Source organism: Geobacillus sp. FJAT-46040 (assembly GCF_002335725.1).
GTDB classification, from domain to species: domain Bacteria; phylum Bacillota; class Bacilli; order Bacillales; family Anoxybacillaceae; genus Geobacillus; species Geobacillus thermoleovorans.
Genome location: NZ_NISS01000001.1, coordinates 3,071,101 through 3,092,802 on the forward strand (window position 1 = coordinate 3,071,101; position 21,702 = coordinate 3,092,802).

Consider the following 21,702-nt stretch of genomic DNA (forward strand, 5'->3'; position numbering starts at 1 on the left):
CAAGTTAGGAGGGAAAACGATGACAAGAGGACGCGTTATCCAAGTCATGGGTCCGGTTGTAGACGTCAAGTTTGAGAACGGCCACTTGCCGGCGATCTACAACGCCCTGAAAATTCAACATAAAGCGCGCAACGAAAACGAAGTCGACATCGACTTGACATTGGAAGTCGCCTTGCACCTTGGCGATGATACAGTACGGACGATCGCGATGGCGTCCACAGACGGCCTCATCCGCGGCATGGAAGTCATCGATACCGGTGCACCGATTTCGGTGCCGGTCGGCGAAGTCACGCTTGGCCGCGTGTTCAACGTCTTGGGCGAGCCGATCGACCTCGAAGGCGACATTCCGGCTGACGCCCGCCGCGACCCGATTCACCGTCCGGCGCCAAAATTCGAGGAATTGGCGACGGAAGTCGAAATTTTGGAAACGGGGATTAAAGTCGTTGACTTGCTTGCCCCGTATATTAAAGGCGGAAAAATCGGTTTGTTCGGCGGCGCTGGCGTAGGAAAAACGGTCTTGATTCAAGAGCTGATCCACAACATCGCCCAAGAGCACGGCGGGATTTCCGTCTTTGCTGGCGTCGGCGAACGGACGCGCGAAGGAAACGACTTGTACCATGAGATGAAAGATTCCGGCGTCATCAGCAAAACGGCCATGGTGTTCGGACAAATGAATGAGCCGCCGGGGGCGCGGATGCGCGTCGCCTTGACCGGCTTGACGATGGCCGAATACTTCCGTGATGAACAAGGCCAAGACGTGTTGCTCTTTATCGATAACATCTTCCGTTTCACGCAGGCCGGTTCGGAAGTGTCGGCGCTGTTAGGCCGCATGCCGTCGGCCGTTGGTTACCAACCGACATTGGCGACGGAGATGGGTCAATTGCAAGAGCGGATCACGTCGACGGCGAAAGGATCGATCACCTCGATTCAAGCGATTTACGTCCCGGCCGACGACTATACGGACCCGGCTCCGGCCACGACGTTCTCGCACTTGGATGCGACGACGAACCTGGAGCGGAAGCTCGCGGAGATGGGGATTTATCCGGCCGTTGACCCGCTCGCTTCGACATCGCGTGCGTTGGCGCCGGAAATCGTCGGCGAGGAGCACTACCAAGTCGCCCGCAAAGTGCAGCAAACGCTGCAACGTTATAAAGAATTGCAAGACATCATCGCCATCTTGGGGATGGACGAACTGTCGGACGAAGACAAACTCGTCGTTCACCGCGCCCGCCGCATCCAGTTCTTCTTGTCGCAAAACTTCCACGTGGCGGAGCAGTTCACGGGCCAACCGGGCTCCTACGTGCCGGTGAAAGAAACAGTGCGCGGCTTTAAAGAAATTTTGGAAGGCAAATACGACCATCTTCCGGAAGATGCGTTCCGCTTAGTCGGCCGCATTGAAGAAGTCGTTGAAAAAGCGAAAGCGATGGGTGTCGAAGTGTGACCCGGGATAGGGGGATTGGACAATGAAAACGATCCACGTGAGCGTCGTTACTCCTGATGGCCCGGTGTACGAAGACGATGTTGAAATGGTCAGCGTCAAAGCGAAAAGCGGCGAGCTCGGCATTTTGCCGGGGCACATTCCGCTTGTCGCCCCGCTCGAGATCAGCGCGGCCCGGCTGAAAAAAGGCGGCAAAACGCAATACATTGCCGTCAGCGGCGGCTTTTTGGAAGTCCGCCCGGACAACGTGACGATTTTGGCTCAAGCTGCTGAACGGGCGGAGGACATTGACGTCCTCCGCGCCAAAGAGGCGAAAGAGCGGGCGGAGCGCCGCCTGCAAAGCCAGCGGGATGACATCGACTTCAAACGGGCCGAACTGGCGTTAAAACGCGCCATGAACCGTTTGAGCGTTGCGGAAATGAAGTAAAAAGCAGGGGAAAACTCCCCTGCTTTTTTTGATGAAAACAGAAGAATCGTCCGTCAAGGAGAGAGGCAAACGCTCTCTCTTTTTTCGTTCCTCGCATTCCGTCGTTTCAACAAAGATGAAACGCTTACATGAATGGATACAGTGTTGATAGTGTTAACTTGAAGTTTTGCTGACACGGCTGGATATAAATGTTATAATGAAATCGAATGAATTATTGAAAAATTTCATCATTAACACCATACGTATGTAGTAAACCGGAAGGGGGCGAGCTGGTTGAGCAACATCTATGCAAACAGTTATTTGATCATCTTCGTCTTCCTTTGCCTCGGTGTGTTGCTGCCGATCGGGGCGCTCACGGCCGGGCGGTGGCTGCGGCCGCACGTGCCGAGTGATGCAAAGGCGACAACGTATGAAAGCGGTAACATACCCTTTCACGACTCGCGCATCCAGTTTCAAGTCCGCTATTATTTATTTGCCTTGCTGTTTGTCATTTTCGATATCGAGACGGTGTTTTTGTACCCGTGGGCTGTTGTCTATGACCAACTCGGTTTGTTCGCGTTGGTGGAAATGATCATTTTCATCGTTTTGCTTGCCATTGGCCTTATCTATGCTTGGAAAAAGAAGGTGTTACGATGGATGTGAAATGGGAGGGTTTTTCTGGCGTCGAAATGGAAGAAGTGAAGCGAAACGTCTTTTTGACGACGTTGGAACAGTTGAAAGGATGGGCCCGAAGCAGTTCGCTTTGGCCGTTGACGTTCGGCCTTGCCTGTTGCGCTATCGAGATGATGGCGGTCGGCGGCGCCCATTACGACCTCGACCGGTTCGGTTCGTTTTTCCGCGCCTCGCCGCGGCAGGCGGACGTCATGATTGTCTCGGGCACGGTGACGAAAAAAATGGCGCCGCTCTTGCGCCGGTTGTATGACCAAATGCCCGAACCGAAATGGGTCATCGCCATGGGTTCGTGTGCAACAGCCGGCGGGCCGTACGTCAAATCGTACAGCGTCGTCAAAGGCGTCGACCAAATTGTCCCGGTGGACGTGTACATACCAGGCTGTCCGCCGAACCCGGCAGCGCTCATCTACGGTATTCATAAATTAAAAGAAAAAATCCGACTGGAAGCCAAAACGGGGAAGAAGGTGCTGTAACCGATGGATGAAGAAAAAGATTTGGCCCAGCGAAAAAAAGAAGCCGCTGAGCGGGCAAAACAGCTGGCGCGCGAACGGCTCGCGGCTAGGCAGGCAGATGAACAGGCCAAGTCAGCCGCCGAAACGGGCAGTTTGAAAACGCCCCCGAATTCGAATGGCAGCCAGCTCGAAACAACGAAGGGAGAGGCAACGGAACCGGCATCGGCCGACGATCTTGCATTGGCGAAAAAACGAGCAGCCGAGGAAGCGCGGGCGAGGGCCGCCGAACTGCGGAGACAGCGCGAGGCCGCTGCGTCTGGTGCGGCGACCGAAGGCGACCTCGAGGCGGCGAAGAAGAAGGCAGCTGAGGAAGCGAGGGCACGGGCGGCGGAATTGCGAAGACAGCGGGAGGCCGCTGCGTCTGGTGCGGCGGCCGGGGACGACCTCGAGGCGGCGAAGAAGAAGGCAGCTGAGGAAGCGAGGGCGAGGGCCGCCGAACTGCGGCGTCAGCGCGAGTCGGCGGAAAGCGGTGCGGAGGATGATCTTGAGTTGGCGAAGAAAAAGGCAGCTGCGGCCGCGAAGGCGAGAGCTGTTGCATTAGCCAAACAAAAAGCCGCTGAAGCGTCGGGCGAAGATGACGAGCTGGCCAAGCAAAAAGCGGCCGCCGCGGCGAAAGCGAAAGCCGCGGCCGCGGCAAAAGCGCGTGCGGCGGCCTTGGCGAAGCAGCAAGGCGATGCTGCCGACGATGAGGCGAAACAAAAGGCGATCGCGGCGGCGAAAGCGAAAGCGGCCGCGGCTGCCCGGGCGAAGGCCGCAGCCGCTGGGGAGGATGGCGGGGCGGCGAAGCCATCTGCTTCATCGCCGAACGATCCGCTGCTGCAAAAATATGTCCGGATCATTGAGGAACATCTCGGGCCGGATGTGCTCGAAGACGCGTATATTAACCGGCTGGCGAAAGACGTGCCGACGCTTGTTGTTCCCAAAGAGGCGTACTACAAAGTAGCCGAGTTTTTAAAATACAATGAACAGCTCCGGTTTGACTACTTGTCCGAGCTGCACGGAACCGATTTTCAGACGCACATGGAAGTGTACGTCCATTTGTATTCCTATCCGAACCGGCAGCCGGTGGCGTTGAAAGTCAAAATCGAGCGCGACAACCCGGAAGTCGATTCGCTCGTCCCGCTTTGGCCGGGGGCGAACTGGCCGGAGTGCGAGGCGTACGATTTGCTTGGCATCCGTTTCCGCGGCCACCCGAACTTAATCCGCATCTTCCTAGGGGAGCAATGGGTTGGGCATCCGTTGCGCAAAGATTACGAGCCGTATGATGCGGAGGTGTAGATGATGCTGCGCACAGAAGAAATGATTTTAAACGTCGGCCCTCAACACCCGAGCACGCACGGGGTGTTCCGCCTCATTTTAAAAATTGACGGCGAGATCATTCAAGAAGCGACACCGGTCATCGGCTATTTGCATCGCGGAACGGAGAAAATTGCCGAAGGGCTGCAATATACGCAAATCATCCCGTACACCGACCGGATGGACTATTTATCAGCGATGACGAACAACTATGTGCTTTGCCATGCGGTCGAAACGATGATGGGCATTGAAGTGCCGGAGCGGGCCGAATATTTGCGCGTTCTCGCCATGGAGCTTGGGCGGATCGCCAGCCACCTTGTCTGGTGGGGGACGTACTTGCTTGACCTTGGCGCGACGAGCCCGTTTTTGTACGCGTTCCGCGAACGCGAAATGATTATTAATCTATTAAATGAGCTGTCTGGAGCGCGGTTGACGTTCAACTATATGCGCATCGGCGGGGTCAAATGGGATGCGCCGGACGGTTGGATTGACAAAGTGAAGCAGTTCGTTCCGTACATGCGGGAGAAACTTCACGGCTATCATGAGCTTGTCACCGGCAATGAAATTTTCCGCCAGCGCGTCACCGGCGTCGGGCGGTATACGAAAGAAGAGGCGATCAGCTATTCGCTGAGCGGCGTCAACTTGCGGTCGACCGGCGTCAAATGGGATTTGCGCAAAGATGAACCGTATTCGATCTATGACCGCTTTGATTTTGACGTGCCGGTGCGCGAGGGCGGCGATTGCCTCGCCCGCTATGAATGCCGGATGGCGGAAATCGAACAGTCGCTCCGCATCATCGAGCAGGCGTGCGAGCAATTTCCGCCTGAGGGGCCGATCATGGGAAAAGTGCCCCGCATCATTAAAGCGCCGCCGGGTGAGACATTTGTCCGCATCGAAGCGCCGCGCGGCGAGATCGGCTGCTATATTGCGAGCGACGGCAAAAAAGAGCCGTACCGCCTCAAATTCCGGCGCCCATCGTTTTACAACTTGCAAATACTCCCGAAGCTGCTCAAAGGGGAAAACTTGGCCAATGTCATCGCCATTCTTGGGTCGATTGACATTGTGCTTGGGGAGGTCGACGGATGATGGAACAATGGCTTGAATCCACGCCTGGCTGGTCGAACATCGCCCTGTTTTTCGGGCTTGGGGCGCTGCTTTTGGCGGTTGTGCTCGCCTTTGTCACATACGGCATTTTGGCCGAACGGAAAGTGATGGGGTTTATGCAAGGGCGCATCGGCCCGAACCAAGTCGGCGGCCGCTTCGGACTGCTGCAAACCGTTGCCGATGTGTTGAAGCTGCTTTTGAAAGAGGATACGATCCCGAAAGCGGCCGACCGTCCGCTCTACGTGCTGGCGCCGATCATCGCCTTTGTGCCGTCGTTTATGGTGTTGGCGGTATTGCCGTTTACCGATGCGTTCCGGTTCGCCGATATTGGCGTCGGCCTTCTGTATTATATCGCTGTCTCCGGCTTGACGACCGTCGGCGTTGTCGCCGGCGGCTGGGCGTCAAACAACAAATACGCTCTGCTTGGAGGCATGCGGGCAGCCGCGCAAATGATTTCCTATGAGATTCCGCTCGTCATGTCAGCGCTTGGCGTCGTGCTTTTGGCTGGAAGCATGAATTTAGTCGACATCGTTGCGGCGCAAAAAGACGTCTGGTTCATTTTCGCCCAGCCGTTGGCGTTTTTGATTTTCCTCATTGCCGCGGTGGCCGAGTTGAACCGGACGCCGTTTGACTTGCCGGAGGCGGAGTCCGAGTTGGTCGCCGGCTTTCATGTCGAATATTCCGGATTCCGTTGGGCGTTCTTTATGCTCGCCGAGTATGTGTATTTGTTCGCCATGGCGGCGCTTGTGACGATTTTGTTTCTCGGCGGCTGGCATCCGGTCGCCTTTCTCGGCTGGATTCCTGGCGCGGTCTGGTTTGCGCTGAAGTTTTGTGCGGTTGTTTTCGTCCTCATTTGGTTTCGCGCCACATTTCCGCGCGTGCGCGCCGACCAGCTGATGGAGTTCGCCTGGAAAGTGCTGCTTCCGCTTTCGCTCGTCAACATTGTGCTGACGGCGGTCGTTAAAGCGTGGTTTTTCTAAAAAAGCCGGTGATTTAGTGAAAAGTCGCGAAAAACGGACTTTTCTCAAATTGAGAAGTCCTGTAAAATCAACGTCTCTCTTTCAACCAAAAGCAACGGATTCGGCGAAATCGGTCGTTTTTCGCCAGTCCTCTAAAGAAACAAAGCAACTTGTCTTGCCAGGAAGGGGGCAGCCGCCCATGAGCATGGCCTCCTCCTTCGGGCAGAGGTCGTGTCGGAACGCCACTTTTCCCATGAGAGGGGTAGACGGATGATAGGGTTGATGAAAGGATTGGCGTATACGTTAAAAGAGTTGACGCGCGAAAAAGTGACGTACGATTACCCGCACGAACCGCTCCCGCTCCCGGATCGGTTTCGGGGCATCCAGAAATTTTATCCCGAAAAATGCATCGTGTGCAACCAGTGTGTCAACATTTGCCCGACCGAATGCATCCAGCTGACCGGGAAAAAACATCCCGATCCGACGAAAAAAGGGAAAGTGATTGAGACGTACAACATCAACTTTGAAATTTGCATTTTATGTGATTTGTGCACGGAAGTATGCCCAACGGAAGCGATTGTCATGACGAACAACTTTGAGCTCGCGGAATACAGCCGCGACGCTCTGTATAAAGATTTGGCCTGGCTTGATGAAAACGATACGAACATAAGAAGGGAGAATAAGCCGTGAGCGGAACGGACATCGCCTTTTTCTTGCTCGCCCTCGCGGCGATTGCCGGGGGAGTGACGATGCTCCAGCTGACGAACGTCGTCCATATGGTCATCGCCCTCGTCATGACATTTTTGGGCATTGCCGGGCTGTACGTGCTGTTGTCCGCCGAATTTGTCGCTGTTGTGCAAGTGCTCATCTATTCCGGAGCCATCACGATCATCATGCTGTTTGCGATCATGCTGACGCGCCATCACACAGACGAAAGGGAGCGCCAAACCACCGGCGGCGTCTGGCATAAAGCGGTTGCCGCCCTCTCCGTCATCGCCTTCGGCCTTGCCGTCTACTTCGGCATCCGCCAGCTCGACTTCGGCGCTGACGGCAGCGCGCTGGCGGGCGACAACGCTAAGGCGATCGGCAAGTTGCTTTACTCGTATTATACGATTCCGTTTGAAATCGTGTCTGTCATTTTGCTTGTCGCCTTAATTGGCGCGATCGTGTTGGCGAAAAAAGACGGCAAGGGGGCGGAAGACGAATGACATTATCGGCCTATTTAGCGTTGGCGCTGATCTTGTTTTGCATCGGGCTGTACGGGGCGCTCACGAAGAGGAATACGGTCATTGTGCTCATCTGCATTGAGCTGATGTTAAATGCGGTTAACATCAATTTCGTCGCGTTTGCCAAATACGGCGCCCATCCCAGCGTTCACGGGCATGTGTTCGCGCTGTTTGCGATCGCCGTGGCGGCGGCGGAAGCAGCCGTCGGCTTAGCTGCGCTCATCGCTTTTTACCGCAGCCGGAAGACGGTTCAAGTCGATGAAGCCAATTCGTTGAAACATTAGAGAAGGGGATGGGAACGATGATGAACCTAGCTTGGGTTGTGCCGCTGTTCCCGCTTGGTTCGTTCATTCTGTTGCTGCTGTTCGGACGGAGATGGAAACAGGCAAGCGCCTATGTCGGCATCGCCGCGGCGTTCTTGTCGCTGCTTTTGGCGCTCGCGGTGCTTGTGGACCGCCTCGGCGGGTCGACGTATGAGGCAAACTGGACATGGATGACGATAGGCGGCGTGACGTTGACGGTCGGGATTTCCGCCACCGCCCTAAACGCTTGGATGCTCGTCGTCGTCGCACTCGTCAGCTGGCTCGTCCATGTGTATTCGCAAGGGTACATGGCTGGCGATGAACGGTTTTCCACCTTTTACGCGTATTTGGGCCTGTTTACGTTTGCGATGCTCGGTCTTGTGCTGTCGCCGAATTTGCTGCAGGCGTACATCTTTTGGGAGCTCGTCGGGCTTGGATCGTTTTTGCTGATCGGTTTTTACTTCTATAAGGAAGAAGCAAAAGCGGCGGCGAAAAAAGCGTTCATCATGACGCGCATCGGCGACGTTGGCTTTTTCATCGGCATGATGTTGCTCTTTTGGCAAACGCACAGCTTTGATTACGACGACATTTTCCGCGCCGTCGGCGACGGGACGCTGTCGCCGGGGATGACGACGCTCGCGGCGATCTTGATTTTCATCGGCGCCATCGGCAAATCGGGGCAATTTCCGCTCCATACATGGCTTCCAGACGCGATGGAAGGCCCGACGCCGGTGTCGGCGCTCATCCACGCTGCGACGATGGTGGCGGCCGGTGTGTACCTTGTGGCGGCATTGTTTCCGCTGTATGAGGCAAGCCATGCAGCCATGATGACTGTGGCGACGATCGGCGGGGTGACGGCGATTTTCGCCGCGACGATCGGCTTGGTGCAGACGGACATTAAGCGCGTCCTCGCGTATTCGACGATCAGCCAGCTCGGTTATATGATGTTGGCGCTTGGCGCCGGCAGCTATGTCGCGGCCATCTTCCATTTGACGACGCATGCGTTCTTTAAAGCGCTCCTCTTTTTGGCCGCCGGGAGCGTCATTCATGCCGTCCGTACGCAAAACATCGAGGAAATGGGCGGGCTTTGGCGGCGGCTGCCATGGACCGCGCCGCTATTCCTCATTGGGGCGCTGTCGATCAGCGGGGTTCCGCTATTCGCCGGCTTTTTCAGCAAGGACGAAATTTTGGCCGCCGCCTGGACGAACGGGCCGCGCCTCCTCTTTTGGCTCGCGGTCGCTGCCGCGCTGTTGACGTCGTTTTATATGTTCCGGCTCTTTTTCCTCGTCTTTGCCGGCAAAGCGCGGCATCATGAGGATGCTCATGAAGCGCCAGCCTCGATGGTAGCGCCAATGCTTGTGCTCGGCGTGCTGTCGATTGCATCCGGATACATGCAAACGCCATGGTTTGGCTCGTTCCTTGGCGAATGGTTGACGGATGGAGCGTATCGTCATGAAGCGGCGCCGGGATGGATCGCTGTTTTGGCGACGATCGTGTCGTTTGCAGGGATTTTTCTCGCTTGGCTGATGTACGGGGCGCAGAAAATGCCGCGCGATTGGCTGTCCGCGCGTGTTCCGTATGTTGATGAGCTGCTGCGCCGTCATTACTACATCGATGACATTTACCGTTTGACGGTCGTATCGCTTGTGTCATGGATCAGCCGCCTGTTGACGTATGTCGACCGCTTCCTTGTTGAAGGGCTCGCCCGGCTTGCCGCCGGCATTGTCGGCGCGGCCGCCTCGGCTGGGTCGCGCGGGCAAAACGGGCAGGCGCAGACGTATGGGGCGGTGACGGTGGCCGGATTGGCGATTTTGGTCGTCATTTTCGCCTTAACAGGGGGGTACTGGCTATGATGTTTTTATCGCTGCTCGTCTTTTCGCCGCTGTTAGGCATCGTGTTGCTGATGTTTGTCCGCAAAACGGATGAACGAATGATTCAATGGCTCGGAACGGCTGCCACCGTACCGCCGCTCATTTTGGCGTTGTTTGCTTTCATTCAGTCCGGGCACGGGTTTCGCCTCGAGCGGCTCGACGAAGCGCGGGACTGGGTGCGGCTTGCTGACCTGCCATTTTTGACGGACGCGGCGTATGTGATCCGCTATGAGCTCGGCATCGATGGGCTGTCGCTTGTCTTTATCGTTCTGACCGCGGTGTTGGCGACGTTGGCCGCTTTGGCGTCGATGCTTGTCAAAACGGAGAAAAAAGGGTATTTTCTCTGGCTGCTGGCGCTTGAGATTGGCATGCTCGGCGTATTTTCCGCCGCCAATTTCGTTTGGTTTTTCCTCTTCTTAGAAGTGACGTTGGTCGCTATGTTTTTGCTTGTCGGCAAGTGGGGCGGGTTTGAGCGCGAGCGGGCGGCGTACAGCTACTTGTTGTACAACGGGCTCGGCTCGGCTTTGTTGCTTGTTGTGATCGCGGTGCTGCTTGCCCGAACTGGAACAGCGAACTTTGCCTTGCTTCATGAAATGTTACATAATCCAGCGGCGGAAGGGCAACTGATTGCGCCGTTGACGGAGGAAGGGCGTCGCTGGCTGCTCGGCGGGCTGTTGTTGGCATTTGCCGTCAAGCTGCCGGCTGTTCCGTTCCACCGCTGGCTCATCCGCGTCCACGTCGAAGCGCCGCCGCCGGTGGTGATGCTTCATGCCGGGGTGTTGCTGAAAATCGCAGCGTATGGGATGATTCGCTTCGGGGTCGGCTTGTTTCCGGATGAGTTCCGCTCGTTTGCCGGCGTTCTCGCTCTATTTGGCGTCATCAACGTGCTGTACGGCGCGCTGTTGGCGCTTCGCCAGCGCGAATTGAAGCGCGTGCTCGCCTACTCGAGCGTGTCGCATATGGGGGTCGTGCTCATCGGACTCGGTGCGTTGAATGAGGCCGGCATTCAAGGAGCGGTCTTTCAATCGGTGGCTCACGGACTCATCTCGGCCTTGTCGTTTTTGCTTGTCGGCGTGCTCGCTCATCGAATGGGAACAACGGACATCAACCGGCTTGGTGGACTGACGAAAGCGATGCCGCTCTTTTCCGGGTATTTGCTCACAGCGGCGCTCGCCTTGCTCGGTCTGCCGGGGCTGGCGGGATTTGTCGGTGAATTCACGTCGTTTCTCGGGCTGTTTCAAACGAAGCCGGCCCTTGCCGCCGTGGGTGCGCTTGGATTGATCTTCGCCGCTGTCTATTCGCTGAAAGCCGTCCTTGATATCACGTTCGGCCGCCCCCGCGACCGGCGGGAAGCGGTCATGGGCTGGCGTGAGCCGCAAGCATCTGCGGCAAGCCTAGGTGAACCGCAAGGGAGCGTCGTTGACTTGCAAGGAAAAGAAGCTGTGCCGGCGTTCATCCTCGTCGCGTTGATCGTGGCCGTCGGCGTCTATCCACAGCTATTGGCCGCGCCGCTTACGGACGTCGTCAAGACGATGATGAACGGGCTAGGGGGTTGATCACATGAACGATGTATGGCAATCCGATTGGAGCATGATGGCGCCCGAATGGATCGTCCTCACGGCCGCTATAGCGCTGTTGGTGATGGACTTGGCGCTGCCGAGTGATCGAAGCCGCCGGCCGCTTGCTTGGGGCGCCGCGGCGGCGGCGGCGCTCGCCATGATCGCGACAGCGGCGATGATCCCGGCCGGGTCGGCATCGATTTTGCATGATACGTTCCGGCTCGATGCGTTCGCCAAAGCGTTCAAGTTCATTTTGCTGGCTGGCGGAGCGCTCGCTCTGCTTTTAGTGGCCGAATGGGCGCCGAAAGAAGGCAGTCCGCACCGCGGCGAATTTGTCTATATGATGTTGTTTGCGCTGCTTGGGGCGATGATGATGGCGTCTAGCGGTGATTTGCTTACATTATTTGTCAGCCTTGAGCTGCTTTCGGTGTCGTCCTACATTTTGGTCGGTTTGCGCAAAACGGCGCCGGCATCGAACGAGGCGGCGCTCAAATACGTCATCAATGGCGGCATCGCCACCGCCATCATGCTGTTTGGCATGAGTTATGTGTTCGGCTTGACCGGAACGACGAATCTCGGCGGCATCGCGCGCCGCTTGCAGGAGACGAACGAGCCGTACATGCTTGCTTTGGCGTTTCTGCTTTTGCTCATCGGCGTTTCGTTTAAGCTGGCGACTGTTCCGTTTCATATGTGGGCGCCGGACGTGTACGAAGGAGCGCCCGTTCCAGCGACCGCGTTTTTTGCCGTCGTGTCGAAAACGGCCGGCTTTGCCCTTCTTCTCCGTTTGCTGGTGACGATCTTTGCCGCGGCGCCGTCTGAAGGGCGTGACCCATCATCGCTTCTTTTGTCGATGCAGCCGATCATCACCGTGTTAGCTGGATTGACGATGATCATCGGCAGCGTCGTGGCGCTTCGGCAGCGGAGTTTAAAGCGGCTGCTCGCCTACTCAGGCATCGCCCACGCCGGCTACTTGCTCGCGGGGTTTGCCGCGATGTCATGGGCGATGATCGATTCGCTCTGGATGTATTTGCTCGTCTATACGTTGATGAACATCGGGGCGTTTGCCATTATTGCCCATATTGTCAATGAAACCGGATCCGATGATTTGGATGGGCTCGCCGGCTTATATCGGCACCGCCCATTTCTGGCTGCGGCGCTCGGGCTGTTTTTGCTCTCGCTCGCCGGCATCCCAGGAACAGCTGGCTTTATCGCCAAGCTGCATATTTTCATCGGCCTTGTCGTCACAGAGCCGGGCCATTATGTGCTCGCCGCCGTGATGGCGATCACGACCGTCATCTCGTACGTGTATTATTTCAATTTGATCGTCCAGCTCTTTTTCCGCCCGACGTTCACCGCGCCGCTTGGCCGGCTGCCGGCCGGGCTGTCGACCGCCGTCGTTCTTTGCGCGCTTGGAACGTTGGCGATCGGCTGGGCGCCGGGGCTTGCTTACGATATGCTTGCCCAGTTTGGGCATTTTGGCGATTTTTTGCCGTAACGGTAGAATAAAGGGAGAGGGAGAATGCCTCTCCTCTTTTTTTGCGCCGCCGGCTTCGTTTGGAAAGGAGGGGATGCGCTGCGTGCTTTGCGCAGGAAAGCTCCATCGAGCAATGTTTGCTTTCCACCTAGCATGAAAGTTTCAAGGCCTGCGCATTTTCATAGAAAGAGGGGAATGCTCATCCCGCTGGCTTTGTTTCGGGACGAGGAGCACCTTGGATGTGCGGCCGGTGCTGTTTCGGGGGAGAAGAGCTTGTCATGCGACGCTTAATCTGTTTTCGAAACGCATGAAGTGCTTTGGCTGCACGCCGCGTTCCGAAAAAGAGGAAATGCTTCGTATGCGCCGTTTCACATATGCTTGAGAAAGAGGTGAAACTTGATGATGCCGGTCATCGGCCAACAAGCGTTGATTTCGATTATCGTTCATTTGGCGTTTCTAGCGGTGACGTGGTGGACGCTGCAGGCGGTGCGGCTCGAGGTGTTGCTTCGGCCGAACCGCGTCGTCCAAGGGCGGCTGCTGTACATTTTATTGACGATTGCCATCGGCTCGACGGTGGCGAACTTTTTCCTTGACTATTGGGCTTGGTCAACCGATTTGCCGTATTTGTTCCGCGAATAGGGAGGCCCGGGGCGCCGTGGTGCTTCGGCTCCCCCTCCAACTGTCCGCTTGCCCCGCCCTCTGTCCGGCCGATCCGTTCTTGCCGCCGCCTCTTTGCTCCCCGTCCCGTCCCCTTCTTCCATGGATTCTCGGCTGTTTGCCCTCCGCTTTGATGTTTATTTATGAAAGCGATTTCAAAAATCGCCGGTTGTCGATTTTTTTGACGTATGTTCCCTTGCCCGGTGGCAACAATAACAAGTAAGGAGAGGAAGGGAACGAAGATGAGAAAAAATCCAATCTGTTGGCTGATGGCGCTGGCCGCCGCGGTCTTGTTGTTGGCCGCAGGGCAATACCGGACGGAAGGCGCGCGGGGGAACGAATGGTCCGAACCGTTGGAAATGATGGCGCACACATTGGCGCAACACGGTGCCTCGCTCGGCCGCTGGGTCGTGTACACAAGAGAGTATGCCCACGATATTCAAAATGATGCGGACTTTTTCAAAAAAATGGCGGAGTTCAAACAAACATACCGCTCCTTCCGCTGGACGTTCCACCAAACTAGCCATTGGCAAAAAGTGATCGGCACGAATGAACATTCCTTTTTTCGTGAACAAATCCAGCTCGTGATGACCGTCACAAATGGAACGCCGCAAACGTATATCCTCTATGAAGCGACCGGCCCAACGTGGAGCCAAGCTGGGTGGAAAGAAGCAGCACAGCACATTCAAAAAACGACGAACGGACTATTTGTGAATCACTCTACATTTTTCGCTTGTATTGAAGGCGAGTTCAGTGGTAATATGGAAGGTGGTTTGTTCGATCAAGCTTCTCAATTGCTTCGCGATTTTCAAGCGACGCCTGTCGAGTGGCTGCGGGAAGAGTCACTCGTTTCCCTGTCTGCATATACTGGGCAGTGGAAGAACGTTCTCCCGGCCGCCAATCATCAGCCGATCAACCTGCAACTCGCCTTGAGAGAAAGATTGGGCGGCAAGACGCGCGTCGTTGTTGGAACCCCAATCATTACCATTGAATACTAATATAGAGAAATTGGACGCGGAGGGGAATACCTTGGAAAAGATCATCGTCCGTGGCGGAAACCGGTTGAGCGGCACCGTCAAAGTGGAAGGCGCAAAAAATGCCGTTTTGCCTGTCATCGCTGCCACTTTATTGGCTACGAAAGGAACAAGTACGATTCATGATGTGCCTGCTCTTTCCGATGTATATACAATCAGTGAAGTGCTCCGCTATTTAGGCGCCGATGTGCACATTGCCAACGAGACGGTCACCGTCGATGCCACCGGTCCGTTGACGGTGGAAGCGCCGTTTGAATATGTGCGAAAAATGCGCGCGTCGGTGCTTGTCATGGGGCCGCTGTTGGCGCGCAACGGCCGAGCCCGCGTGGCGCTGCCGGGCGGCTGTGCCATTGGCTCGCGCCCGATCGATCAACATTTAAAAGGATTTGAAGCGATGGGCGCGTCTGTGAAAGTCGGCAATGGCTTTATCGATGCGGAAGTGAACGGACGGCTCCGCGGCGCCAAAATTTATTTGGACTTTCCAAGCGTCGGGGCGACGGAAAACATTATGATGGCCGCCGTGCTCGCGGAAGGCACGACTGTGATCGAAAACTGTGCGAAAGAGCCGGAAATCGTCGATTTGGCGAACTTTTTGAACGCGATGGGCGCCAAAGTGCGCGGCGCCGGCACCGGAACGATTCGAATCGAGGGAGTTGACGAGCTCGTCGGCACAACGCATACGGTCATTCCGGACCGCATCGAAGCCGGCACGTTTATGGTGGCGGCGGCAATCACCGGCGGCAATGTCCTCGTGCAAGGAGCCGTTCCGGAACATTTAGGTTCGCTGATCGCTAAACTCGAAGAAATGGGCGTGACCGTCATTGAAGAGGAAAGCGGCTTGCGTGTCATCGGTCCGGAAAAGCTGAAAGCCGTCGACATTAAAACGATGCCATATCCGGGCTTTCCGACCGACATGCAGTCGCAAATGATGGCTCTCTTGTTGAAAGCGGAAGGCACGAGCATGATCACCGAGACGGTGTTTGAAAATCGCTTTATGCATGTGGAGGAATTCCGGCGCATGAATGCCGATATTAAAATTGAAGGGCGTTCCGTCATCATCAATGGCCCGTGCCAGCTGCAAGGCGCCGAAGTGGCGGCCACCGATTTGCGCGCAGCGGCGGCGTTGATTTTGGCTGGACTCGCGGCGGACGGCTACACGCGCGTGACCGAGCTTCGTCATCTCGACCGCGGGTATGTCCGCTTCCACGAAAAGTTGGCTGCGCTTGGGGCCGACATTGAACGCGTCCGCGAAGAAACGGAACAATTCGACCAAATTCAAACGATCCAATGGAACGGATAAAGAGCGAAAAACGACCGTGAACTGCCTTCGAGCAGGGAATGGTCGTTTTTTCTTGGAACACGGGCGACCGTCGAAGGACGGTAAAAAACAACCGTTCGTTCCTAACGGTCTGTTTTGAAGCTCAGAGAAAGACCGTCCGTATGAAATTTCTCCATAAGCTTGATCGCATCGCGCGAAGCAAGTCGCGACGGTGGTGAAACATGTGCTTTCGAAAACCCCCTTGTTCCATCGCCCCCTATTCAGTCACCGACTTTTTTCAACGGCTTCATGTTTAGCAGGCTGGCGATTTAAGGGGAAATGCTGTTCTCCAACAGTGTTTCTCAAATGGAAAAACCTTGCAACACCATAGCGTCATTCCTTGCGATTTCTCACAAACTGAGCGAATCCGTTGTTTTTCACCAGCCTTTTAGGCGGAGTGCGAAACGCGCTCATGAAGGTTTTGGCTGGAAAGAAAACTGTCATATATACTTGTCCGAGCCCATAACTATAGTAACGAACCGAAGCCAACGCAGGCATTCATTCGCGATGTCCGCTTGTGCTTGGAAAATGCATATTGGGGGCTCGGCTATGGTGAAACGACTGAAACCGGTGATGGCGCTCGCTCTCTCGCTGTTTGTCGCCATCCTCGTCATTCCGACGGCGCTCGTTCTTCCATTTTATGACGGGAAGGTGGCCAAATTGGCCGAACAACTGCACAAGCAAGAACAAGTCCAACGGTCGCAGGCAGCCGAAGGGCCGTCCATCGACGTGGCGGTCTATCGAAGCAAAGAACAACGCGTCGAACATATTCCCCTCGAGCAATACGTCATCGGCGTCGTTGCGGCGGAAATGCCGGCCGAATTTGAACTCGAGGCATTAAAGGCGCAAGCGTTGACGGCAAGAACGTACATCGTGAAGAAATTGCTCGCCAACCAGCCGTTTCGCCTGCCAAAAGGAGCGAATGTGACCGACACGGTGGCTCATCAAGTCTATTACAGCGATGACGAACTGCGAAAACTATGGGGCAGCGACTACGATTGGAAAATGAAAAAAGTGACAAAAGCGGTGATGGACACGCAAGGGCAAATTTTGACATACAACAATGAGCCGATCGAGGCGCTGTTTTTTTCGACAAGCAACGGCTATACGGAAAATTCGGAAGCCTATTGGCAAAGCGATTTTCCGTATTTAAAAAGCGTCGCCAGCCCATGGGACAAACAATCCCCGAAGTTTTACCAGCGAAAAACGATGCCAGTGGCGGAATTCGAGCGAAGACTGGGGGTCGAACTGCCCGCTGACGGCTCAGTCGGCGTCATTGTATCGCGCACTCCCGGCCGCCGCGTCGGCGAAGTGAAGATTGGCGGCAAGACGTTTACGGGCCGCGATGTGCGCGAACGGCTCGGATTGCCGTCGAGTGATTTCACCTGGGTGCGCAACGGAGATGACATCATCATTACGACGAAAGGCTACGGCCATGGCGTCGGCATGAGCCAATACGGAGCCAACTTTATGGCCAAAGAAGGGAAAACGTACGCTGACATCGTCAAATATTATTACCGCGGCGTTCATATTTCGTCGGCGACGGCGTTTTTAAACAAATTGACCGCGAAAAATGGATAAACCGGGGTTCTGCCGCCCCGGTTTTCTGTCAAATGTTCGGGGCAAACGGCAGGGAGACGCCCCTCGCCATGCGCCCCTCATTTTTTGCATAAAATCTAGTCGAATGTCAAAAAATAAGTGAAAAATTATTTTCTATGTGTATATCTTTTCCTCTTTCTGTTCAAAATGGTTGCTGAGGTGATGAACATGAGAGAGGAACAAAAACAATCGTCGCTGAAGCGTCTGTTCCGCAAACGTTGGGTATTTCCGGCGATCTATTTATCGTCTGCCGCATTAATCGTCGCTGGTGCGCTTTGGTTCCAATTGGGCAAAGAGGAGAATACGGGCAGAGACAACGTGGCGAAAAACGGCACCGCCCAGCAAGAAAATCCGGCTGTCCCGGTCAATGAAACGGTCGAAACGATTGCGATGCCGGTGCTTGATCCAAATGCGGTGCAAGTGAAAACGCCATTCTACGATGACAAAGCATCGGAAGCAGAACAGGAAGCAGCCCTCGTCTTTTATGATCATACGTACCACCCGAACCAAGGCATCGATCTTGTGCGCCAAGACGGCAAAACGTTTGATGTCACCGCTTCCTTAAGCGGCACGGTGACGAAAGCGGAAAAAGACCCGATTTTGGGATATGTTGTCGAAATCAATCATGAACAAGGGGTCACGACCGTCTATCAATCGCTCGCTGATGTGAAAGTTGAAGCCGGCGACACGGTGAAACAAGGTGAAGTGATCGGCAAGGCAGGGCAAAGCGAATTCAACAAAGAAGCCGGCATCCACGTCCACTTTGAAATTCGCAAAGACGGTCGGGCGGTCAACCCGATCGATTATGTCGACAAACCGTTGACGGCTTTGACTGACAAAGCGGAAGACAAAACGGGAACCGATCGCGCCGCCACGAGCAAAGAAAAAGAATTGATGCCAAGTGACGAAACAGCGCCGACAGACGAAAACCCAGCGAATGAACAACCATCGGCTGACGACCATTCGACGACGCCAAGCGACAACAATCAAGACGAAAACAACGACGCTTCATCCTACAAAACGCCAGACGCCTCGATCGGCATGGCAAGAGCGTAATCGACAAGGCGTCGAGCAAGAGGAAACGAAAAACGCGACGAAAAGGCCTGTCCGTTTGCCAAGACAAGCGGGCGGGTCTTTTTGCTTTGCCGCTTCTAAAGTCAGACGTGGGAAAAACGGCGGCCAAAAAAGCTCTTCACCATAAGATAAAAAACGTTTTTCATGATAGGTGCCCAAAAAGTCATGGCTATTTTTTGTTCGATCGGGAGGGACGATGTTATGTTTGTGTCTAAAAGTCAAGTACATCTTTCGGTGATGAACCGCCAAAAATTATGATTTGAATATTCTTTCATTTTTTGGGAACAAGGATGGAAATAACCCCCTCTTTCCTTTAAAATAAATGAAAACGGAAACAGTTTCGTTTGTGAAATGTTTTATTCTTCACTTAACGAAAGAAAGGGGATCGTGGCCATGGACTACCTATACCACCCATACCCATCGCAGCGGATGACGGTGTTCGCCAAAAACGGCGTTGTGGCGACATCGCAGCCGCTCGCGGCGCAGGCGGGGCTTGATGTGTTGAAAAAAGGCGGCAATGCCATCGATGCGGCGATCGCTGCGGCTGCTTGCTTAACGGTTGTCGAACCGACGTCGAACGGCATCGGCGGCGATGCGTTCGCCCTTGTTTGGACGGACGGGAAGCTGTACGGATTAAACGCGAGCGGCTATGCGCCAAAAGCGATCTCGATTGAAGCGCTGAAAGAGCGCGGCTATACGGAGATGCCGAAATACGGCTTTGCTCCGGTGACCGTTCCGGGGGCGCCGGCGGCGTGGGCGGCGCTGTCAAAGCGCTTCGGCCGCCTGCCGCTTGCCGAAACGCTCGCACCAGCGATCGCCTATGCGGAAAACGGCTATCCGGTTTCGCCAGTGCTCGGAAAGTATTGGGCTGCGGCGTTTCGTACATACAAAGAAGCGCTTCGCGGGCCGGAGTTCGCCTCGTGGTTTGCGACGTTTGCGCCGGGCGGCCGCGCGCCGAAGATCGGGGAAGTGTGGGCGTCTCCGGACCATGCGGCGACGCTCCGCTCCATTGCCGAAACGGAAGCGGAAAGCTTTTACCGCGGCGAGCTGGCGGAAAAAATCGCCGCCTTCTCGAAGCAATACGGCGGCTTTTTGGCGGCGGACGACCTCGCCGAGTATGAACCGGAATGGGTCGAGCCGATCTCCGTCTCCTACCGCGGCTATGAGGTGTGGGAAATTCCGCCGAACGGCCAAGGGATTGTCGCGTTGATGGCCATCAACATCATGAGCGGGTTTGACGTGCCGAGCGTGCCGGATGTCGAGACGCACCACCGGCAAATCGAGGCGATGAAGCTGGCCTTTGCCGATGGGAAAGCGTACATCGCCGACTGCCGCTATATGAACTGCAGCCCAGACGAGCTGTTGTCGGAATCGTTTGCCGCGATGCGCCGGGCGCAAATCGGCGAGGAGGCGCTGACGCCGGAGCCGGGGACGCCGCCAAAAGGCGGAACGGTCTATTTGGCCGCCGCGGACGGCGAAGGGAATATGGTGTCCTATATTCAAAGCAACTACATGGGCTTCGGCTCGGGCCTCGTCGTCCCAGGAACGGGCATTGCCTTGCACAATCGCGGCCATAACTTCGCCTTTGATGAAGGCCATCCGAACGGGTTGGCGCCGCGGAAAAAGCCGTACCATACGATCATCCCCGGCTTTTTGACCAAAGGCGGCGCGCCGGTCGGCCCGTTCGGTGTCATGGGCGGATTTATGCAGCCGCAAGGGCATTTGCAAGTGATCATGAACACCATCGATTTTGACTTGAACCCGCAAGCGGCGCTCGATGCTCCCCGCTGGCAGTGGATGGAAGGAAAAACGGTGCTCGTCGAGCCGCACTTCCCGCGCCATATCGCCGAAGCGCTCGCACGCAAAGGGCATGACATTCGCTTTGCCTTAGACGGAGGTCCGTTCGGCCGCGGACAAATCATTTGGCGCGATCCTGACACCGGCGTGCTCGCCGCCAGGACGGAGCCGCGCACGGACGGGGCGGTCGCCGCTTGGTGAGACTCACGATAAAGGGATGACTTCGATGAACCAGTGGCATTTGTTTCTCGCTTTTTTCCGCGTCGGCATGCTTGGATATGGGGGCGGCCCGTCTTCGATCCCGCTTGTGCGCGCTGAAGTGGTGGCGAAATACCGCTGGATGGCGGATGAAGAATTCGCTGAAATTCTGGCCATCGCCAATGCTTTGCCCGGCCCGATCGCCACGAAGCTTGCCGGCTATATCGGCTACCGTGTCGGCGGCGCGCTCGGTTTAGTGAACGCCGTGTTGGCGACGACGGCCCCGACGGTCGTGTTGATGATCGTGCTGTTGGCCGCCTTATCCTCGTTTAAAGACACACCATGGGTCGCTGGGATGACCAAAGCGGTCGTGCCGGTCGTGGCCGTCATGCTTGCCGAGATGACGTGGCAGTTCGCCAAACAGGCGCGCGCCGCCCTCGGCTGGCGGCCGGCCGCCCTGCTCCTTCTTGCCTGCTTTTTGGCCTTGCAGTGGCTCGGCCTTCATCCGGCGCTTGTGGTCGCAGTGTTGCTTGCGGCCGCGTTTGTCGGCCGAAGCAAGCCGAAGGCGGTGGATAGAGACAAAGGCGGAGAAAGGAGGGCGTCGTCATGATCTACTGGCAGCTGTTTCTCGCCTTTTTTTGGCCCGGCATTTTGGGCTATGGCGGCGGCCCGGCTTCCATCCCACTCATCGAGCACGAGGTCGTTGACCGCTACGGCTGGATGACGGTCAACGAATTCAGCGAGGTGCTGGCGCTTGGCAACTCTCTTCCCGGCCCCATTGCGACGAAAATGGCAGGTTATATCGGATACGAACAAGCCGGCGTCCTTGGCGCTGCCATCGGAGTGTTTGCCAGCGTCGCTCCGTCGCTCGTTTTGCTGTTGGCGCTGCTTGGGCTCTTGTACAAATGGAAAGACGCGCCGCAAGTGAAGCGGCTCACCGCCTACATCCGCCCAGCGATCGCCGTGATGCTCGGGATTATGGCGATCGACCTTTTCCGCGAATCGTACGAAGGGGCCGGGCTCGGCCAAACGGCGTTTCTCACCGCCGCGAGCGCTTTTTTGCTGCTGGGCAAATGGCGCATCCACCCAGCGTACGTCATCGTCTTGGCGCTTGTGTATGGGGCTTTCTTTTTGTCGTAATGCAGGGAAAATCTTTTCAGCGCTGCAACGGGATGCTTCATCCAT

The 21,702-nt window shown here is 55.9% G+C and carries 21 protein-coding genes; all 21 read left to right on the forward strand.

Annotated elements, in window-relative coordinates; genetic code table 11:
• Window positions 1–19: 19 nt before the first annotated feature.
• The 21 genes from atpD (at window position 20) to CD000_RS16520 (ending at window position 21,657) form a co-directional block, all read left to right on the forward strand.
• On the forward strand, window positions 20–1,441 hold the full coding sequence (gene atpD / locus CD000_RS16415) for a F0F1 ATP synthase subunit beta (RefSeq protein ID WP_011232825.1): 1,422 nt from the start codon (window positions 20–22) through the stop codon (window positions 1,439–1,441).
• A 22-nt stretch (window positions 1,442–1,463) separates the two neighbouring features.
• Window positions 1,464–1,865 (forward strand): F0F1 ATP synthase subunit epsilon, encoded by a 402-nt coding sequence (locus CD000_RS16420; RefSeq protein ID WP_096226059.1) that lies wholly within the window; start codon window positions 1,464–1,466, stop codon window positions 1,863–1,865.
• Between the two features lie 273 nt (window positions 1,866–2,138).
• On the forward strand, window positions 2,139–2,507 hold the full coding sequence (locus CD000_RS16425) for an NADH-quinone oxidoreductase subunit A (protein WP_096226060.1): 369 nt from the start codon (window positions 2,139–2,141) through the stop codon (window positions 2,505–2,507).
• Window positions 2,498–3,010 carry a NuoB/complex I 20 kDa subunit family protein gene (locus tag CD000_RS16430; RefSeq protein WP_011232822.1) on the forward strand — a complete coding sequence of 171 codons (513 nt, stop codon included), beginning with the start codon at window positions 2,498–2,500 and terminating at the stop codon, window positions 3,008–3,010. The genes CD000_RS16425 and CD000_RS16430 overlap by 10 nt, the downstream gene beginning before the upstream one ends.
• Window positions 3,011–3,013: 3 nt before the next feature.
• A complete protein-coding gene (locus CD000_RS16435) occupies window positions 3,014–4,327 on the forward strand; it encodes an NADH-quinone oxidoreductase subunit C (protein WP_096226061.1) in 1,314 nt (437 codons plus the stop codon).
• 3 nt (window positions 4,328–4,330) lie between these two features.
• Entirely contained in the window at window positions 4,331–5,431 is a 1,101-nt protein-coding gene (locus tag CD000_RS16440; RefSeq protein ID WP_014196947.1) for an NADH-quinone oxidoreductase subunit D, read from the forward strand.
• Window positions 5,428–6,429, forward strand: coding sequence for an NADH-quinone oxidoreductase subunit NuoH (gene nuoH, locus CD000_RS16445; RefSeq protein WP_011232819.1), 1,002 nt, complete (start codon window positions 5,428–5,430; stop codon window positions 6,427–6,429). The genes CD000_RS16440 and nuoH overlap by 4 nt, the downstream gene beginning before the upstream one ends.
• A gap of 249 nt (window positions 6,430–6,678) precedes the next feature.
• Window positions 6,679–7,098: an NADH-quinone oxidoreductase subunit NuoI gene (gene nuoI / locus CD000_RS16450; protein WP_013146600.1), complete on the forward strand. Its 420-nt coding sequence runs from the start codon at window positions 6,679–6,681 to the stop codon at window positions 7,096–7,098.
• On the forward strand, window positions 7,095–7,616 hold the full coding sequence (locus CD000_RS16455; RefSeq protein ID WP_011232816.1) for an NADH-quinone oxidoreductase subunit J: 522 nt from the start codon (window positions 7,095–7,097) through the stop codon (window positions 7,614–7,616). The genes nuoI and CD000_RS16455 overlap by 4 nt, the downstream gene beginning before the upstream one ends.
• A complete protein-coding gene (nuoK, locus tag CD000_RS16460) occupies window positions 7,613–7,918 on the forward strand; it encodes an NADH-quinone oxidoreductase subunit NuoK (RefSeq protein ID WP_011232815.1) in 306 nt (101 codons plus the stop codon). Before CD000_RS16455 ends, nuoK begins: the two co-directional genes overlap by 4 nt.
• A 17-nt stretch (window positions 7,919–7,935) precedes the next feature.
• A complete protein-coding gene (gene nuoL, locus CD000_RS16465; protein ID WP_025039089.1) occupies window positions 7,936–9,789 on the forward strand; it encodes an NADH-quinone oxidoreductase subunit L in 1,854 nt (617 codons plus the stop codon).
• Window positions 9,786–11,363, forward strand: a complete 1,578-nt coding sequence (locus tag CD000_RS16470; protein ID WP_096226062.1) for an NADH-quinone oxidoreductase subunit M — start codon at window positions 9,786–9,788, stop codon at window positions 11,361–11,363. Before nuoL ends, CD000_RS16470 begins: the two co-directional genes overlap by 4 nt.
• 4 nt (window positions 11,364–11,367) lie before the next feature.
• Window positions 11,368–12,861, forward strand: coding sequence for an NADH-quinone oxidoreductase subunit NuoN (gene nuoN, locus CD000_RS16475; RefSeq protein WP_096226063.1), 1,494 nt, complete (start codon window positions 11,368–11,370; stop codon window positions 12,859–12,861).
• A gap of 378 nt (window positions 12,862–13,239) precedes the next feature.
• A complete protein-coding gene (locus CD000_RS16485) occupies window positions 13,240–13,479 on the forward strand; it encodes a DUF1146 family protein (protein ID WP_011232810.1) in 240 nt (79 codons plus the stop codon).
• Between the two features lie 260 nt (window positions 13,480–13,739).
• Complete coding sequence (locus CD000_RS16490) at window positions 13,740–14,495, forward strand: YwmB family TATA-box binding protein (RefSeq protein WP_096226064.1); 756 nt, start codon at window positions 13,740–13,742, stop codon at window positions 14,493–14,495.
• 31 nt (window positions 14,496–14,526) lie between these two features.
• On the forward strand, window positions 14,527–15,831 hold the full coding sequence (gene murA, locus CD000_RS16495; RefSeq protein ID WP_096226065.1) for a UDP-N-acetylglucosamine 1-carboxyvinyltransferase: 1,305 nt from the start codon (window positions 14,527–14,529) through the stop codon (window positions 15,829–15,831).
• A 567-nt stretch (window positions 15,832–16,398) separates the two neighbouring features.
• Window positions 16,399–17,430 (forward strand): stage II sporulation protein D, encoded by a 1,032-nt coding sequence (gene spoIID, locus CD000_RS16500; protein WP_096226066.1) that lies wholly within the window; start codon window positions 16,399–16,401, stop codon window positions 17,428–17,430.
• A gap of 186 nt (window positions 17,431–17,616) precedes the next feature.
• A complete protein-coding gene (gene spoIIQ / locus CD000_RS16505; RefSeq protein ID WP_011232806.1) occupies window positions 17,617–18,504 on the forward strand; it encodes a stage II sporulation protein SpoIIQ in 888 nt (295 codons plus the stop codon).
• Window positions 18,505–18,915: 411 nt separating this feature from the next.
• On the forward strand, window positions 18,916–20,520 hold the full coding sequence (locus CD000_RS16510) for a gamma-glutamyltransferase family protein (RefSeq protein ID WP_096226067.1): 1,605 nt from the start codon (window positions 18,916–18,918) through the stop codon (window positions 20,518–20,520).
• A 25-nt stretch (window positions 20,521–20,545) separates the two neighbouring features.
• Window positions 20,546–21,127 carry a chromate transporter gene (locus CD000_RS16515; RefSeq protein WP_011232804.1) on the forward strand — a complete coding sequence of 194 codons (582 nt, stop codon included), beginning with the start codon at window positions 20,546–20,548 and terminating at the stop codon, window positions 21,125–21,127.
• Window positions 21,124–21,657 carry a chromate transporter gene (locus tag CD000_RS16520; RefSeq protein ID WP_011232803.1) on the forward strand — a complete coding sequence of 178 codons (534 nt, stop codon included), beginning with the start codon at window positions 21,124–21,126 and terminating at the stop codon, window positions 21,655–21,657. The genes CD000_RS16515 and CD000_RS16520 overlap by 4 nt, the downstream gene beginning before the upstream one ends.
• Window positions 21,658–21,702: the final 45 nt, after the last annotated feature.